The following is a 16,717-nucleotide window of genomic DNA, read 5'->3' on the forward strand; positions in this document are numbered from 1 at the left end:
TCAGAGTGCCGTGAGCCGCAGCAGGATGGCGTGTTCCGGGTTCAGGACAGGCATGGGGAGCCCCACTACGCCCAGGAAGCGTCCCGTTGCTTCGGCTCCGGAAGCGAGCCAGGGCGCAGGCTTGGCCTCAATGAACGTGTGCCCGTAGTCGGCGTCGCCCGGAGAGGGGAAGACCGCCTCCACACGGTACGAACGCGCGGGATCGAGCCCAGGAATCGCCACCCGTCCCACGTGTTCGGCGAAGCCTGTCCGGGTCTTAACCACAGCGAAAAGTGCTGCCGTCTCACCGGGCGCTGAAGCGTCCGCAACAACACCATGCACCATCAGCGACTCGTCCGGAACATCGGCCCGCACCATCCGTCCGCTGTGGATCAGCCCGCGGTGCTCCTTGTACAACTCGATGAAGCGCTTGAGTTCCTCGCGCTCCGCCCCGGCGACCGAGCGGACGTCCCACTCCATGCCGAAGTGACCGAACAAGGCCGTGATGGCCCGGAACGACAGATCGTGCGTGCGGGCCGTGGTGTGCGAAGTGGTGGGGCCGATGTGCCCGCCCACCAGCTCCGGCGGGACCACCATTCCGGTCCAGCGCTGGATCGTCTGGCGCTCCAGGGCATCGTTGCAGTCCGACGCCCACACGCGGTCTGTCCGTTCCAGGATTCCGAGGTCAACGCGGGCGCCCCCGGAGGAGCAGCTCTCGATCTCAACGCCGGGGTGGGCTGCGCGGAGGGCGTCGAACAGCCGGTAGGCGGCAAGGGTTTGTTCGTGGACCGAGGCGCGCCCGGCGTGACCGTGCTCCAGGAGGTCCCGGTTCTGGTCCCACTTGAGGTAGCGGATGTTGTTCTCCCGCAGCAGGGTGTCGATGCGGTCGAAAACGTACTTCCACGCCTCCGGGTTTACGAGGTCGATGACGTGCTGCTGCCGCCACTCAAGCGGAAGCCTGCCGCCGTCTTTGTGGGACAAAGAAGAAGGTCCCGCAATCCACTCGGGATGCGCCCGGGCAATGTCCGAATCCAGATTCACCATTTCCGGCTCCACCCATAGGCCGAACTCCATGCCGCGGGACGTCACGGCGTCGATGAGCGGTGTCAGGCCGCCCGGCCAGACGGTCTCGTCCACGTACCAGTCGCCCAGCCCGGCGTGGTCGTCGCGGCGCCCGCGGAACCAGCCGTCGTCGAGCACGAAACGTTCAACACCCAGATCGGCAGCGGACTCGGCCAGTTCGATCAGCGTCTCCAGGTTGTGGTCGAAATAGACCGCTTCCCAGGTGTTGAGGACAACTGGGCGCGGTTTGCCCACATGATGCGGCCGTGAGCGGAACCAGCTGTAGAAGGCTTCTGTGATGCCGTCCAGGCCCCTGTCAGAGTACGCAGCGAACAGGGCAGGAGTGGTGTAGCTGTCACCCGGTTGCAGCACCACCTCGGCCGGTCCCAGCAGCTCCGAGCCGCCCACCATCGTGCGCCCGTCGGCTACGTTGTCCGCGAATTGTTCGTGGTTGCCGCTCCAGGCCAGATGCGTGGCCCAGACCTTGCCGTGACGGTTGCCAAATCCGGCCGTGCCAGCGGCGAGCAGGAGCGACGAGTCATGCCCGGTGCGGCCGTGGCGTCCGGTGCGGACCCACGTTCCCTGCTGGATGGCGCGCCGTTGTGGGTGCCGTTCGCGGCACCAGCGGCCGGTCAGGTCCAGGAGTTCGACGGCGTCCGGCGCCACCGGGAGCATGGTGGCCAACTCGTCCACCTGGAACGGCGACGTGCCGTGGTTGGTGGCCGTGTGCCGCAGTTCGAGAAGCCCGCCCGGGTGCAAGGTGAGGTCGCTGCTCACCGTGATACCGGCGTCGGGGTCCGACTGAAGCACGACGGCGGTGGCGCCGTCCGTGGTCGCACTCACCACCCGGAGGCGTACTGAGAAGTCAAAGCCGGGTACGCCGTCGGTGATGCGGTGACCGCGGAAACCACGCCGGCCCTGCCACGATGAGGAAGCTTGCGGGAGAAGTCCTGCGGGGACGTTTGCGTCGATTGAAGACGGGCCGATGGGTTCGTTGAGGATGGCGAGGTCCGGAAGGGTTTCGCCCAGGTCGGCTCCCCAGTGGGTTATCTCAGCCTCGCCACGGTGGGTGCTGATCACCAGGCTGGTACCTGCGGAACGGAGATGGAGCGGGTGCATTGATGTGAGTCGCTTTCAGCTGGGTGGGGGGTTGTTGCGGGGCCCGCTTTGCGCGCTTCGCGAGGGAAATGGCGCGCAGAGCAGGCCCCGCAACGGGGGTTCTACTTGAAGAGGTTGTTGACTTGGTCGTTGGCCTCGGTCAAAGAGGAAGCAGGCTTCTTGCCGGAGAGCACAGCGTCCATGGCGGGCTTCATGATGCCGTCCACCTTGGCTGCCTTGTCCGCGATGGGGAACAGGAACGTCGTGCCGTCCTTCACATGGGTGGTGAAGGCGGAAACGTCCGTGCCCTTGTCAGCGAAGGCCTTGGCAGCGATGTCGGACGAGCTGCTGATGGCCGGGAAAACTACGGCCTTGCTGGCCACAACATCCTGGCAAGCAGTGGAACCGAGGTATTCCACCCATTTGACGCTGGCTCCGGGGTTCTTGGTGCCGGCCCAGATGGAGTCGGCCAGGCCGTTGAACATGGAGGCACGCTTGCCGTCTGTGCCCTTGGGGGTGGGCGCAATGGCGGTCTCAATGCCCTTGTAGGTCTTGTACTGGCCGATCAGCCAGTCACCGTTGGAGTTGATGGCGGCTTTGCCTGCGCCGAAGCTATCCGGCATGCTGGCACCCACGGTGGTCTCCAGCTTGGGCATGTAGCCCTTGTCCACCAGGCCGGCCCACCAGGCGATGGTTTCCTGGAAACGGGGGTCGTCGTAGTTGAACTTGCTGCCCCACGGGTTCTTATCGGTAGCCGTCCAGCCGGTGGTGGCGCTGAGGAAGCTCCACTCGGTCTGGCCCTGGCCCGAGCCGCTGCCCGTCAGGCCGAGTCCGTAGGTGGCCACGTTGTTCTTGTCGAAGCCGGCTTCGTCGCCCCGCTTGCCGTTCTTGTCCACGGTCAGGTGCGCGATGGTCTTCTCGTAACTGCCACCGTCCTTGGGGTTCCAGTCGAGGTCGCCCATTTGCTCCGCAGAGATCCCGGCAGCATCGGTCATGGCTTTGTTGTAGAAGAGGCCCACGGTGTCCCAGTCCTTCGGCAGGCCGTAGCGCTTGCCGTCCTGGCCCACCCACAGCTCGGGGAGACCCTTGGTGTAGGCGTCCAGCTTGATGCCGTCCTTCTCCACAGCCTCGTCCAAGGAGAGAAGCTGCTTCTTGGCGGCGTACTCCGGGTACTTGGACAGGTGGTTGGTGAAGACGTCCGGGGCTGTGCCGGCCACGAAGCCGTTGGTCAGCGTGGTCCAGTAGTCGTCCCAGCCGCGCTGGGTGATCTTGACCTTGATGTCCGGGTTGGCCTTGGTGAAGTCATCCGCGCACTGCTGGTAGGCCGGGAGCTGGTTGGCGTCCCAGAGCCAATAGTTGATTTCTCCCTTCGCTTCAGAGGATGCGGGGGAGGAACCGCCACAGGCAGACAGGGTCAGAGCGATGGCGGCGGCAGCAGCGGCGACGCCGAGGGTTTTCTTCATAACGAACCTTTCAGAATGACTTTTCAAGGGGGATTTACTTGATTCCGGAGAATCCGATGGAGTTGACTACCTTCTTGCCGAAGGCGATGAACAGCAGGAAGATCGGCAGCGCAGCAACGAGGGTTCCGGCCATGAGCCCGGACCAGTCGAGGGCACCTTGCGGGGACTGCGATTTGAAGACGCTGAGGCCAACGGTGAGCACGCGGACGTTCTCGTCCTGCCCCACCAGCAGCGGCCAGAAGTATTCATTCCATTGACCGATAAAGGTCAGCAGCGCCAGGGTGGCGATGGGGGCGGCGGCGTTGGGAAGCACAATCTGGAAGAAGATGCGCACGTGCTTGGCGCCGTCGAGCATTGCCGCTTCCTCAACCTCGCGGGACATGCTGAGGAAGAACTGGCGCAGGAAGAAGATGGCGAACGGGGTCATGAACAGGAAGGGCAGCGTCATGCCGGCCATGGTGTTGAGCAGGCCCAGGTTCTTGATCATGAGGAAGTTGGGCAGGGCGGTGAAGATCGGCGGGACCATCATGGTGGTCAGGAAGATGGCGAACACCTTGTTGCGGCCAGGCCAGCGCAACCGGGAGAAAGCGTAGGCGGCCATGGCGCTGAAGAACACCTGGGCCACGGTGGTGATGGTGGCGAAGATGATGGAGTTGCGGAGGTAGAGCCAGAAGTTGATGGCTGCGCCGGAGCCGCCGTCTGCAATGGCTTCTTCGGTGGTCTGCAGTCCCAGCACGCGCTTGAAGGCGCCCCAGCTGAAGTCCGCGGGCAGGAGGTTCCCGGCGTTGGAGGCCAGTGCGCTATTGCTGGACAGGGCCGTCCGCAGCATCCACAGGAACGGAGCAATTGTCACGGCGACGGCGACGGCGACCAGCGCCCACGCGCCGATCCGGCGCCAATTGAGGGGCTTCTTGCGGTCATTTCTGGGCAGGGTTGAGGTAGTCATGGCGGGTTCCTTAGTCCAATTCCGGCTTAGTCCAGGTCCGATTCGTTGCCTTTGAGGAACTTCATTTGCACGAAGGCCACCAGGGCGAGAATGACGAACAGGATCACGGACAGTGCGGAGGCGTAGCCGAAGTCGGACTCGCCGAAGGCCTTTTGGTAGATGTACATCTGGATCACACGGGAAGCGTTGACGGGTCCGCCGTTGGTAGTGACGGCCACGGTGTCGAAGACCTGGAAGGAGCCAATCACGGTAACCACCAGCACCAGCACCAGCACGGGGCGGAGCAGCGGCATGGTGACGCTCCAGAATGTACGTGCCGGGGACGCGCCGTCGAGGTTTGCTACCTCGTAGAGGTGGTTCGGAATGGCTTGGAGGCCGGCGAAGATCAGCAGGGCGGTGTAGCCCATGTGCCGCCAGACGTTTACGAACGCGATGGTGGGGATGGCCCACTGTTCACTGCCGAAGAAAGCAACGCGGGGGAGGCCCACCCAGCTCATGATTTCGTTGACGATGCCCAGTTGGTAGTCGAGCATCCAGAACCACAGGAGGGCGACGATGACGTTGGCCACCAGGAACGGCAGCAACAGCGCTCCGCGGATCCAGGTGGACTTGGCCACACGGTGCATCAGCAGGGCCAGTCCAAGGGCGATGACCGTTTGGAAGCCGATGTTGAGGCCGACGTACTGGAGGGTGACGCCCATGGCATTCCAGAACAGTTCGTCGGCGAAGATGGCGGTGTAGTTCTTGACTCCGATCCACGTGGGCTCGCCCAGGATGCTGTACTCGGTGAAGCTGAGGTAGATGCCCCGGATGGTGGGGATCAGGAAGAACGCCACGAAGCCGATGACGGCCGGGAAAATGAAGAAGAGGGCGATCTTGAGGTCGCCGAGGCGGCTGGTCAGGCTGCGGTTCCCGGGCCCCTGTTTGCGTGTTTGCCGGTTTGATCGGCCCCGTGAGCGCTCTGATGCGCTGTCCGGTTGCTTGGTTAGCGTGGTCATCGTCGACCCTTTCCTGACTGTGATGTGGGTAACAACTGAAGATAAATCTACACGAGTAGATCAGGAAGTGGCAATATTTTTGGCAGAATTTGTTCGATTCTGTGTTCTTTGTTGACTCGTGTAGATCTGAGTGAAACACTCAAGTGAATCCCGTGAGGGCGATCACAACCAGCTGTCCATGGGCGGCTTCAGGAAGGTAAACAATGACGTTTTCGATAGGCGTTGTGGGTGTCGGACAGTTCGGCGGCCACTTTGCCCACTTGTTCAAGCTCCACCCCGGCGTGAGCGAGGTCTACGCGGTGGACGAGCTACCCGAGCGCGCCAGCGCCGCTCAGGAACGCTGGGGCTTGGACGGCGCCCTCGGCAGCTTTGAGGAGCTGCTGGAGTCCGACGTCGATGCTGTCGCCATCTTCACGCAGCGGTGGACTCACGGCCCCCTCGTCGAGCGGGCGTTGCGTGCGGGCAAGCATGTTTACTCGGCGGTGCCGATGGCGATCTCCGAGGATGAAATCGAGCGGATCATCGAGGCCGTTCGCGAAACAAAGCTGGTCTACGCCATGGGCGAGACCAGCTTCTACAACCCTGCCACCGTCTTCGCCCGCCAGCAGCACGCCGCCGGGAAGTTCGGCCGGATCTTCTACACCGAGGGCGACTACGTTCACGACATGGACCTTGGCTTCTACGAGGCCTACCAGTACAGCGGCGGTGAGCGCTGGAAGGAGACTGCCAGCTACCCGCCCATGCTCTATCCCACGCACGCCATCGGTGGAGTGCTCGGGGCCGTTCCCGGCCACGCAGTCAGTGTCAGCTGCATCGGCGTCAAGGACCAGCGCGGCGACGGAGTCTTCGATAAAGACGTCAGCATGTTCGCCAACGACTTCTCGAACGCCACCGCACTGTTCGAAATGAACGACGGCGGTGCGATGCGCACTAACGAGATGCGCCGCGTCGGGTACCCGTCCCATATCCGGGAGTCACGTTTCCGCTTCTTCGGCACCGAGGCCAGCTTCGAGCAGCTCGCAACCACCACCGTGTGGCAGGACAAATCCTCTGTGCACGACGTGTCGGAGCAGGTGGAAACCAAGCCCACCATGTCCGCTGATGACCCGTCACTAGCTGATGTGGCGCCTGAGCTGCGCGATGCTTTCATCTCGGGCCTGGCTCCTGTCCACGATCAATCGCGCCTTCCACGGGAATTCCTCGGTGCACCCAACGGGCACGAGGGCAGCCACCAATTCCTGGTGGACGACTTCGTCACCGCCGTCAACAACCGTTCGCTGCCTCCGGTCAACGCCTGGGTGGCTGCACGGTTCACCCTGCCTGGGATTGTTGCCCACGAGTCAGCCCTCCGCGGCGGGGAACGCTTGCCGATCCGCGACTTCGGTGATGCTCCGGTGCAGTAGCTAGCATTTACCTCATGACAACAACAGCTGTACAAACTCCGCGCGGCCCGGTCACACGCAAGGACGTGGCCCGGTACGCCGGGGTGAGTACCGCCGTCGTGAGTTATGTGGTGAACGGTGGCCCTAAGAACGTTGCGCCGGCGACGGAAGCCAAAGTCCGTGATGCCATCCGCGTTCTGGGCTATCGGCCCAATGCGGCGGCACGGGCACTGAAACTGGGCTCCAGCGAGACCATCGGTGTTGTAGTGCCGGACAACACCAACCCCTTCTTCACCCACCTGGCCCATGCGGTGGAAGAGGCCGCCTCGGAGCTGGGCTACGGGATGGTGCTCACCAACTCGGACGGAAGCCTGACCCGTGAGCGGAAGAACATCCGGACCTTGGCCGCACGCCAGGTGGACGGCGTGTTCCTGGCCAGTTGTGTCTTCGACCCCGATGTCACGGAGTTGGAAGCTTCGGAAATCCCGTCAGTCTTGTTGAACAACGCGGGATCGCCGTCGGGTTTTGCCAGCGTTGGTGTGGATCTGGAAGCCGGTGGGCGTGCAGCCGTGGAGCACCTGATTGGCCACGGGCACACGAACATCGGCCTGGCCATTGGTACCAACACCGGCAACCAGCTGGACGGCCGCGAGGTGGGGTGGCTGGCAACCCTGCGCGACGCCGGGCTGCCTGACGGCCCCATGCTGCACAGCCCCTTCACCCGGCCGGGCGGTTATGAGGTTGGCAAGCGCTTCCTCGCCATGGCCAACCGGCCCACTGCGATCTTTGCCAGCAATGACATGCAAGCCATCGGCATCCTCCGCGCCTTCCACGAAGCCGGTGTTCGGGTCCCTGATGACATCGCGCTGGTGTCCTTCGACGGATCGCTCGACGCCGAATACAGCTGGCCCGCGCTGACCACGGTGGCACAACCGGTCCAAGCCATGGCCGAAGCCGCAGTGCAGGCACTCGTGGGCAAGGGCCGTGGGGAGGACCTGCAGCACCAGATCCTGCCCACCGAGCTGATCATCCGGCAGTCCTGCGGCTGTAAATAACTCCGCCGAGACGGCATTTGATGACAATGTTTGACGGAAACACTGTCATTAAATGCCACCTCGGCGGGAGTTGGATGGGGCTACGAGTCCATGCTCGCGTAGCGCTCCGGCCGGGCCAGCACTTGGCCGATCTGCGCGGTGCCGGCTGCGACAGCCAAACGAACCAGCAGGAACCCGGCCGCGAACACTCCGCCAATGGTCAGGAACACCACGGGCTGCGTCAGCAGGACGGCACCCGTCAACGGCAGGACCAGCACAGCAGCTGCAGCCGCTGAAATGCCGGCCACGAGGAACAGCGGCGACATCACCGCCTTGACCCGTGCAGCGACCATGAGCTTCCGTGGCATTCCCACCCGGTCCAGGGCCACCAGCATGGAGGCCCTGTCCAACACTGCCGCGGCCTGGTTTACACCGGCTGAACACGCCACCATCAGGAACGAACCAAGCAGTGTGATCATGACGCCGGTGTTGATGTCCCGGACCAACAAGGCTGCCTCTGCGTCCGCGCTGCTGCCCATCGTGTCGGCCACGGCCATGCCCACCCCGACGAAGACTCCCACAAAGCTGGTCATCGCGACGCCGCCAACTTGCCGCCACGATTCCTTGGGACTCTCCAGCACGGTTCTTGCCGCCAGCAGTTGCTCGGGTCTCTTGGCCCGTTTGAGCTGCGACGACGCCCGCAACCGCAGGATCCAGGGACCCATGAGGTTCAGCGCCAGCAGCGCCAAGCCGAAGCAGCCACCCATCACCGCGATGATCACAATGAACGCGCCAAAGCTGCTCAGCATGCCCATCGCCACCACTCCGATGACCACCACAACAGCCGCGATGAGGCCGCGAACCCAATGGGCGCCGTCGGCCGTTTGCCTGGTCCGGACGCCCAACGGCGTCACCACAACCTTCCGAAGTCCCAACGCGGCGCTCGCCGCGGCAAGCACGCAGACCGCCAGGATGCAGCCAAGGATGGAGGGCACGGACAACCACGCGTGGCTGCCGATCGCCTGGCCGCGGAACTGGATCAGCCCCAGGAACGGAGCCATACAGGCGTATAGGCCCGCGCCCGCCACCGCGCCCACTGCCGCCAGTACGGTCGACTCAATGACGGTCATCCAGACCACCGTCGCGCTGTTCGCGCCCAACAGGCGCAAGGACGCCAAACGGTCATCACGACGGCGGGCGGCCAGTCGTGCGGCCGAGGCACCGAGCGTCAGCAGCGGAATGATGAGCAGTACCATCGCGACGACGACCAGGGCTTGGTAAGTGCCGGCGATGTCGTCTGACCAGGACCAGAAAACCTGTGAGCCGCCGGCAACGGTGAGCAGCAGCGTGGTGACCGTTCCGAAAGCCAGGATGGGCAGCCCGGCGTCGCGAAGTCCGGTTTCGCGGAGGCTGCTGCCGCTGCTTCGGGCGAGGTACGGGGTGAGGCGCAGGGCCATGCCGAGGCTAGACATTGAAGGCACCCTTGAAGCTGGTGGTTGCCGGATCTGGCTGAACGGGAGAGGCAACCGCGCCGCCGCTGTCTGCCACGATCCGGCCGTCGCGCAGCTCCACGACCCGCTGGCAACGGGCTGCCACGTTGGGATCGTGCGTGACCACCAGCAGTGTCCGCCCGTTGGCCGCAACGGAGCGCAGCAGCACGTCCAGGACTTCGTTGGACGTCGCGGAATCCAGGGCTCCCGTGGGCTCGTCGGCAAAGACCACCCGGGCGCCGGTGACCTGGGCTCGGGCGATGGCAACGCGCTGGACCTGACCGCCGGAGAGCTCGCCGAGCCGACGCTGCTCCATGCCTGCCAGTCCCAGGGCCCCAAGCCACTCGGCAGCGCGGGACTCGGACGTAGCGCGGTCGGTGCCGTTGAGCATGAGCGCCAAGGCCACGTTCTCCACGGCCGTGAGCTCGGGCAGCAGCATTCCTTGTTGGAAGACGAAGCCGAACTCCTCGCGGCGCAGGCGGGACAGCGCAGCGTCTCCCAAGGTGTCCAGGCGCAAGGGCGCCGAGGGTGTGTTCAAGGTGACGGTACCGGCGTCGGGCCTCAAAATCCCGGCGAGGCAATGCAGAAGGGTGGTCTTACCGGAACCCGATGGCCCGATGATCGCAATGGATTCGCCGGCGTTCGCAGTGAAGTCGACGTGGTCCAGGGCAATGCTGCCTGGGTAATGCTTGGTGAGTTGCTGAGCGTGGAGGATGGCGTTCATACCTCCAGCATCCCGAACCGCCCTATCCGGCCGCGTCAGTCCACTGGTGGAACTCCGCGGGCCGGGCTCCACCCAAGGTATGAGAAGTTACGCCTCCGCGATCCGCAACTTCGCCACGTTCTCCGCGAGCACCCGGCGGGCGTCGTCGCCAAGGAGCGAATCCGTGATGAGCTCGTCGGCCTCTTCCAGCTGGGCGATCGAGGCTATGCCCACCACGCCCCATTTGCTGTGATCGGCCAGGACTACGGTGCTCCGCGCTGATGCCATGAAAGCGCGGTCGGTCTCGGCTTCCAGCAGATTCGGCGTCGTGAAGCCGGCCTGCGCGTCCATGCCGTGGACGCCCAGGAAAAGGACGTCCAGGTGGAGCTGCTTGAGGGACGCCGTGGCAATCGGACCCACCAACGCGTCCGACGGCGTGCGCTCGCCGCCGATCAGGATCACAGTGGAGCCGAAGCGGGCCGGGCCGGATGAAGCACCGTGGTGGAAGAGATCGGCAATCCGCACTGAGTTTGTCACTACGGTGATGCGTGGCCCGTTGACGAGTTCCTTGGCCAGTGCCCACGTGGTGGTGCCGGCGCTGAGCCCGATCGCCATGCCTTCCTGGACCATCGAGGCTGCTTCGACGGCGATCGCGTGCTTTTCGTCCGTGAGCTGCGTGGACTTGAGCTCGAAGCCGGGTTCGTGGGTACTGGCATCGCCGGGCAGCTTGGCGCCGCCGTGGATGCGCTCCACGCGTCCGGTTTCCTCGAGCGCTTCGATGTCGCGGCGCACGGTCATGGGGGAGACGCCCAGCAATTGCGCGAGGTCCGAGACCCGCACGACGCGTTCGCGCTGGACGGCATCGATGATGGCGGAGTGGCGTGCTGCCTGAAGCATCAGGGCCTTTCTGGGAACCTCGTCAAACGTGCGGCTGAGTCTGGCTCCAGTCTAGGACGCAGTGTGGCCACAGCCCGGAAGCGACGGGCGGCCGCGTAACCCAACTGATTAAACGCACGACGGCGCCGCCCACCCCGCGAGGTGGGCGGCGCCGTCGTGAACTGCTTACTTACGAAGCGATTCGGCGATCTGCTGCATGATGCCGGGGTCAGCCAGGGTGGTGGCGTCGCCGGTGTCGCGGCCTTCCGCGATGTCCTTCAGGAGGCGGCGGACGATCTTCCCCGAGCGGGTCTTGGGCAGTTCCGGGACGATCAGCAGCTGCTTGGGCTTGGCGATCGGGCCGATTTCCTTGCCCACGTGGTTGCGCAATTCCAGGACGGTCTCGTCGCCGTTGTTCACGGCGTCACCGCGGAGGATGACGAATGCGACGATGGCTTGGCCCGTGGTCTCGTCGGCGGCACCCACCACTGCGGCTTCGGCGACGGCCGGGTGCGAGACCAAAGCCGACTCGATTTCCGTTGTGGAGAGGCGGTGCCCGGAGACGTTCATGACGTCGTCCACGCGGCCCAGGAGCCAGACGTCGCCGTCTTCGTCCTTCTTGGCGCCGTCGCCGGCGAAGTACATGGCCTCGAAGCGGGACCAGTACGTGTCCTTGAAGCGCTCCGGGTCGCCCCAGATTCCGCGCAGCATGGACGGCCAAGGTTCGCGGACCACAAGGTAGCCGCCTTCGCCGTTGGCCACGGACTCGCCGGCTTCGTCCACAACGTCCACGGCGATGCCGGGCAGCGGAACCTGCGCGGAGCCGGGCTTCGTGGCGGTGACGCCGGGCAAGGGGGCGATCATCTGGGCCCCGGTTTCGGTCTGCCACCAGGTGTCAACGATCGGTGCGGGATTCTCCTTCTTGCCGCCGTTGCCGCCGATGACCTCGCGGTACCACATCCACGCTTCAGGGTTGATGGGTTCGCCCACCGAGCCGAGGACGCGGATGGAGGAGAGATCGTACTTGCCCGGGATGTCCCGGCCCCACTTCATGAACGTGCGGATTGCGGTGGGGGCGGTGTACAGGATGGAAACCTTGTACTTCTCCACGATTTCCCACCAGCGGCCCTGGTGCGGGGAGTCCGGGGTGCCTTCGTACATGACCTGGGTGGCGCCGTTGATGAGGGGGGCGTAGGTGACGTAGGAGTGGCCGGTGACCCATCCGACGTCGGCGGTGCACCAGTACACGTCCGTTTCCGGGTGGAGGTCGAAGACGGCCTTGTGGGTGTACGCGGTCTGGGTGAGGTAGCCGCCGGTGGTGTGGAGGATGCCCTTGGGCTTGCCCGTGGTGCCGGAGGTGTAGAGGATGAACAGCGGGTGCTCGGAGTCATGGCCTACTGCGGTGTGCTCGGTTCCTGCAGCACCAACGGTGTCGGACCACCAGAGGTCGCGGCCTTCTACCCAGTTGACGTCCTCGCCGTTGCGCTTGACCACCACAACGTTCTGGACGGTGTGGCCTTCTTTGGCGAGGGCTTCGTCCACCGCTGGCTTCAGGGCGCTGGGCTTGCCGCGGCGGTAGGTGCCGTCGGCGGTGACAACCAGCTTGGCTTCGGCGTCCTCGATACGGGAGCGAAGCGCGTCAGCGGAGAACCCACCGAACACCACCGAGTGCACCGCGCCGATCCGGGCGCAGGCCAGGAGCGTGATGACGGCCTCGGGGATCATGGGCAGGTACACGGCCACGCGGTCGCCCTTGGCAACACCGAGCGACTCGAACGCGTTCGCGGCCTTCTTGACCTCTTCGGTCAGCTCCGCATAGGTGTACGTGCGGGTATCACCGGGCTCACCTTCGAAGTAGATGGCAACACGATCGCCCAGGCCGTTCTCGACATGGCGGTCCAGCGCGTTGTAGGCGGCGTTGACCTCGCCACCGACGAACCACTTGGCAAACGGCGGATTGGACCAATCAAGGGCCTCGGCGAAGTCCTTGTCCCAGGTCAGGAGCTCCCTGGCCTGCTTGGCCCAGAAGGCGGGGCGGTCTGCCTCGGCTTCTGCGTAGACGTCAGCTGACGCAACTGCGTTCGCGGCGAACTCCGCTGAGGGCGCGAACTTGCGGTTCTCATGAAGGAGGTTTTCAAGGGCCTCTACGTGCGGGGCCTGACCGTTGTGAGCCGTTGAAGCTGCAGCGGTGGCCGTGGATCCGGTGGTGTCCTGGGACATGGTGAACCTCATTATTCATCGATCTTTGCTGCGCGGATCCAGCCGTGAGGTCCACGCCCGAGCCTCTTCCGGCCTCGTGCTGGACCCCGCGGAATGTCCGCAGAGTGCTGTCCGCCATCAACACTATCGCTTTGGGAGGTCCTACGTGTGTGTCGTCACAAATGCGGCCGCGAGCGGCGCTGATTTAGCGCCGAATGGCGGACTGCGCGGTGAGGAACCGTTTACATGACGACGACGGCGGGCCAAGCCGCTGATCGGGAGGTACGCGGCTGCGCCGGGCTTTCTGTAAGACACCTTGGAGTTTGCTGTGGGCGGAGCCGGATGGCCGTTTTCAGCTAGAACACTGTCAGTGGGGTGGCATAGGCTGAAGAGGTCTTGGGACGCATCGTCAGGTGTGTCCGATTACCGCGGAATGCTGCGGAGATTACCTGGCCGGACTGTCCAAGGCGCCGCCGTACGAAGGAGAAATAGATGAACCAGCTGAGCCCAGACCCGCACGACTCACAGCCGACGGGACCGGACACCACGGCTGGAACGGCCACCTCTGCCGGTGGCAACGCTGCGGGGAACCCTGCGCCGGGGACACCCGGGTCTCCCGCCAAATACGAGGCCGTTGTGGGGCCTTTCACCATCCGGGACCTCACTGTCTTCGGCTCCACGCTCCTGATGTTCGTTGCATCGCTGCTGCCGATGTTCGGCGCCCGCTACAACCTCTGGAACCTCGGCAACCTGTTCTTCCTGTTGCTGGGCATCATCCTGCCGTTGGTTGTGGTGGCGCTTTTCGTCGCCCGCAGGCTGCAGCCGGGAACCATCCTCCGTGTCGGTTCCCTTTCGATTGACCAGTTTGCCTCGGTCACCGCGTCCTTCGCCTTCCCGCTGTTCTTCCTGACCATCGCCAACTCCTTCAACGGCAGTGTCCTGCTGGGCTTGGTTGGTTCCGCGGGCCTGTTGGCCGCGACCGTTCTGGCCCCGTATCTTCCATGGCTCTCCGCCGACTTCAAGGGTCGTGTTGAGACGCCCGCGCACGTAGTTGCCCGGGAGGCCGCTGTGCCCAGCCGCAAGCCCGCAGCGCCGAAGGCGCCCAAACCGTCTGCTGCTACCCCCGCTGCAGCTTCGGCTCCCGGTTTCCAGGCATCGAATTACCAGGCTGCCGGTTCCTCGGATGCCGGTACTCCAACCACCGCCGGAGCTGCCGCAGCGGGTGTCTTCGCCGCGAGTGCCGCCGCGGGATCCGCACCCACTGCCGGCGCTCCTGCAAGCACCAGCGCGCCCTCGGGTGTTTCCGGCTCCACGGGTGCCAGCAGCTTCGCTCCGCCAGCCGATTCCGGAATGGCACCTTCGCAGGCTTCCGGAACAGCCGCCGTCGTAACTTCACCTGACTCTGCGCCCACCACAGGCGCCACTCCTGCAGGCGCGGCGCCGGCAACGGCACAAGTTTCCGACGCCGCTACGTCCCCGGAGCCGGAGGCCGAAGTGAAGGAAGCTGCTGCTGCGGGCGAACCGGCGAAAGCGCCGACTGCCGAACCCGCCACAACGCAGCACGCCACAACGCAGCACGCCACCCAGCAGCCCGTGTCCGAGCAGCCGGCCGCGTCGCAGCCGGTGTCCGAGCAGCCGGCCGCCGCGCAGCAGCCAGCCGCATCACAGCCGGCTGCGGAACGTCCGTGGGCTGCCACCATGGCAACGCCAATCGTCTCCCGGGACACCCGCGCCATCAGCGATTCCATCGGAGCCACCGTGGATCCGGCAAGCCGTCCCGACGAATCAAACTCGCCGGCCTACGAGGCCTTCTGGTTCGCCGTAGCCCAGCCCAGGACCGCGTATGACGAACAGACGGGCACTCCCGCCTTCACCGTTGAACCCGGTGGCTGGGTGCTCGCCCTCGAGGACCGCGGTCACGAGTTCCTGGTCCAGGACACCGACGGCAAAGTCGGCGTTCTCCGGGAGCTCAGCAACATCGAACGCGGCTAAGCAGGGACGCCGTGGCCATCGCTGAAGCTGGTTCTCTGCTCGCACTCAAGCGCCGGGCACGCAAGATCAACAGGGTTCTTGCTGACAAGTATCCGTATGCCCATGCTGAGTTGGATTTCCGGAATCCGTTCGAGCTGGTAGTGGCTACGGTCCTCTCTGCCCAGACCACTGATGTGCTGGTCAACCAAGTCACCAAGATCCTGTTTGCCCGCTACCCGGATGCCAGGGCTTTGGCTGAAGCGGATCCTGTGGAGCTGGAGACGATTCTTCAGCCCACAGGCTTCTTCAGGGCCAAAGCCCGGAATGTCCTGGCCCTCAGCACACGGCTGGTGGACGAGTACGACGGCCAGGTGCCCGGGCGGCTTGAAGACTTGGTGACTCTTCCGGGCGTCGGGCGGAAGACCGCCAATGTGGTCCTGGGCAACGCATTCGGTGTTCCCGGCATCACGGTGGACACCCACTTCGGACGGTTGGCCCGACGGTTCGGCTGGACAGCGTCGGAGGATCCCGTGAAGATCGAGTTCGATGTCGCGGAACTCTTTGAGCCGAAAGACTGGACCATGCTTTCGCACCGCGTGGTGTTCCATGGCCGCCGGGTGTGCCATGCCAGGAAGCCCGCGTGCGGTTCCTGCCCCGTGGCCAGCTTGTGTCCCAGCTACGGCGACGGGGAGACGGATCCGGTGAAGGCAGCCAAGCTCTTGAAGTACGAACTCGCTCCAGGCAACGAGGCTTTGCTGGAGCGGCTCTTGGCTGAAACCCATCGGGCCGCGGATATCCGGATGGAATCGCAGAGGAGGCCTGGGTGACCGCGCTCGAGGATTTGACCGCACTGGTTGAGCGCTTTGAATCCGGCCAACAGCGGCATTCAGCTCTCTGGGAGCAACTACCCGTCCTGCCGGAAACCAACCGGGCCGCCGCCGTTTTGATGCTGTTCGGCGTGCTGGATGATATTCCGGCCGAGTCGGGGCGCCCTGTTGCGCCGGCGGACCTTGACGTTCTCCTGCTGGAGCGGGCCCACACCTTGGATGACCACCCGGGCCAGGTAGCGTTTCCCGGCGGCAGCGTGGATCCCGAAGACGAGTCCGTGGTGGCCGCTGCCCTCCGCGAGGCCGTGGAGGAAACGGGTTTGGATGCCAACGGCGTCCGCGTCCTGGGGATGATTCCGGAGTTGGGCCTGATCCGCAGCAACTTCCGGGTAACTCCCGTGGTGGCGTGGTGGGATGCGCCGTCGCCTGTCCGCGTGGTGGACTACGCAGAATCGGCGCAGGTGTTCCGTGTGCCGGTGCGGGACCTTCTGGATCCTGTCAACCGCGTCACCGCCACCATCTCGCGCTTCGGGCGTACGTACAACAGCCCCGGCTTCACGATTAACGGCGTGCTGGTTTGGGGTTTCACGGGGATGGTCCTCAGCGGACTGTTCGATGAACTGGGCTGGACCGTCCCATGGGACCAAGGCAAGTTACACGACATCCACCTTTAGCGAATCTAGGCAGGG

Annotated in this window: 13 protein-coding genes; 5 read left to right on the plus strand and 8 right to left on the minus strand. The window is 64.6% G+C overall.

What is annotated here, in order from left to right; all coding sequences use genetic code 11:
• From ACFRJ9_RS14800 to ACFRJ9_RS14815, 4 genes are all read right to left on the minus strand, one after another.
• On the minus strand, positions 1-2,160 hold the full coding sequence (locus ACFRJ9_RS14800) for an alpha-galactosidase (protein ID WP_377669310.1): 2,160 nt from the start codon (positions 2,158-2,160) through the stop codon (positions 1-3).
• Positions 2,161-2,261: 101 nt separating this feature from the next.
• Complete coding sequence (locus ACFRJ9_RS14805; protein WP_377669313.1) at positions 2,262-3,602, minus strand: ABC transporter substrate-binding protein; 1,341 nt, start codon at positions 3,600-3,602, stop codon at positions 2,262-2,264.
• 34 nt (positions 3,603-3,636) lie between these two features.
• Complete coding sequence (locus tag ACFRJ9_RS14810) at positions 3,637-4,548, minus strand: carbohydrate ABC transporter permease (protein WP_377669316.1); 912 nt, start codon at positions 4,546-4,548, stop codon at positions 3,637-3,639.
• A 26-nt stretch (positions 4,549-4,574) separates the two neighbouring features.
• A complete protein-coding gene (locus ACFRJ9_RS14815; RefSeq protein WP_377669319.1) occupies positions 4,575-5,546 on the minus strand; it encodes a carbohydrate ABC transporter permease in 972 nt (323 codons plus the stop codon).
• Between the two features lie 203 nt (positions 5,547-5,749).
• On the opposite strand from ACFRJ9_RS14815, the gene ACFRJ9_RS14820 reads away from it, so the two are divergent.
• On the plus strand, positions 5,750-6,949 hold the full coding sequence (locus ACFRJ9_RS14820; protein WP_377669322.1) for a Gfo/Idh/MocA family protein: 1,200 nt from the start codon (positions 5,750-5,752) through the stop codon (positions 6,947-6,949).
• Positions 6,950-6,963: 14 nt separating this feature from the next.
• Complete coding sequence (locus tag ACFRJ9_RS14825; protein WP_377669325.1) at positions 6,964-7,983, plus strand: LacI family DNA-binding transcriptional regulator; 1,020 nt, start codon at positions 6,964-6,966, stop codon at positions 7,981-7,983.
• 80 nt (positions 7,984-8,063) lie between these two features.
• On the opposite strand, the gene ACFRJ9_RS14830 is transcribed toward ACFRJ9_RS14825, so the two are convergent.
• From ACFRJ9_RS14830 to acs, 4 genes are all read right to left on the minus strand, one after another.
• A complete protein-coding gene (locus ACFRJ9_RS14830) occupies positions 8,064-9,434 on the minus strand; it encodes an FtsX-like permease family protein (RefSeq protein WP_377669327.1) in 1,371 nt (456 codons plus the stop codon).
• On the minus strand, positions 9,427-10,176 hold the full coding sequence (locus ACFRJ9_RS14835) for an ABC transporter ATP-binding protein (RefSeq protein WP_377669330.1): 750 nt from the start codon (positions 10,174-10,176) through the stop codon (positions 9,427-9,429). Before ACFRJ9_RS14835 ends, ACFRJ9_RS14830 begins: the two co-directional genes overlap by 8 nt.
• A gap of 87 nt (positions 10,177-10,263) precedes the next feature.
• The gene (locus ACFRJ9_RS14840) at positions 10,264-11,052 is read right to left on the minus strand and encodes a DeoR/GlpR family DNA-binding transcription regulator (RefSeq protein ID WP_377669333.1); all 789 of its coding nucleotides are present in this window, start codon (positions 11,050-11,052) and stop codon (positions 10,264-10,266) included.
• 165 nt (positions 11,053-11,217) lie between these two features.
• Positions 11,218-13,251 (minus strand): acetate--CoA ligase, encoded by a 2,034-nt coding sequence (gene acs, locus ACFRJ9_RS14845; protein WP_377669335.1) that lies wholly within the window; start codon positions 13,249-13,251, stop codon positions 11,218-11,220.
• 471 nt (positions 13,252-13,722) lie between these two features.
• Here acs and ACFRJ9_RS14850 point away from each other — a divergent pair, with 471 nt between their 5' ends.
• From ACFRJ9_RS14850 to ACFRJ9_RS14860, 3 genes are read left to right on the plus strand one after another with little or no spacing between them, the layout of a single operon-like run.
• Positions 13,723-15,222 carry a hypothetical protein gene (locus ACFRJ9_RS14850; RefSeq protein ID WP_377669337.1) on the plus strand — a complete coding sequence of 500 codons (1,500 nt, stop codon included), beginning with the start codon at positions 13,723-13,725 and terminating at the stop codon, positions 15,220-15,222.
• An 11-nt stretch (positions 15,223-15,233) separates the two neighbouring features.
• Positions 15,234-16,028: an endonuclease III gene (gene nth / locus ACFRJ9_RS14855; protein WP_377669340.1), complete on the plus strand. Its 795-nt coding sequence runs from the start codon at positions 15,234-15,236 to the stop codon at positions 16,026-16,028.
• Positions 16,025-16,702, plus strand: coding sequence for an NUDIX hydrolase (locus ACFRJ9_RS14860; protein ID WP_377669342.1), 678 nt, complete (start codon positions 16,025-16,027; stop codon positions 16,700-16,702). The genes nth and ACFRJ9_RS14860 overlap by 4 nt, the downstream gene beginning before the upstream one ends.
• The last annotated feature ends 15 nt before the right edge of the window (positions 16,703-16,717 follow it).

Origin of the sequence: Paenarthrobacter sp. NPDC056912 (genome assembly GCF_042786555.1) — a bacterium.
Taxonomy (GTDB): domain Bacteria; phylum Actinomycetota; class Actinomycetes; order Actinomycetales; family Micrococcaceae; genus Arthrobacter.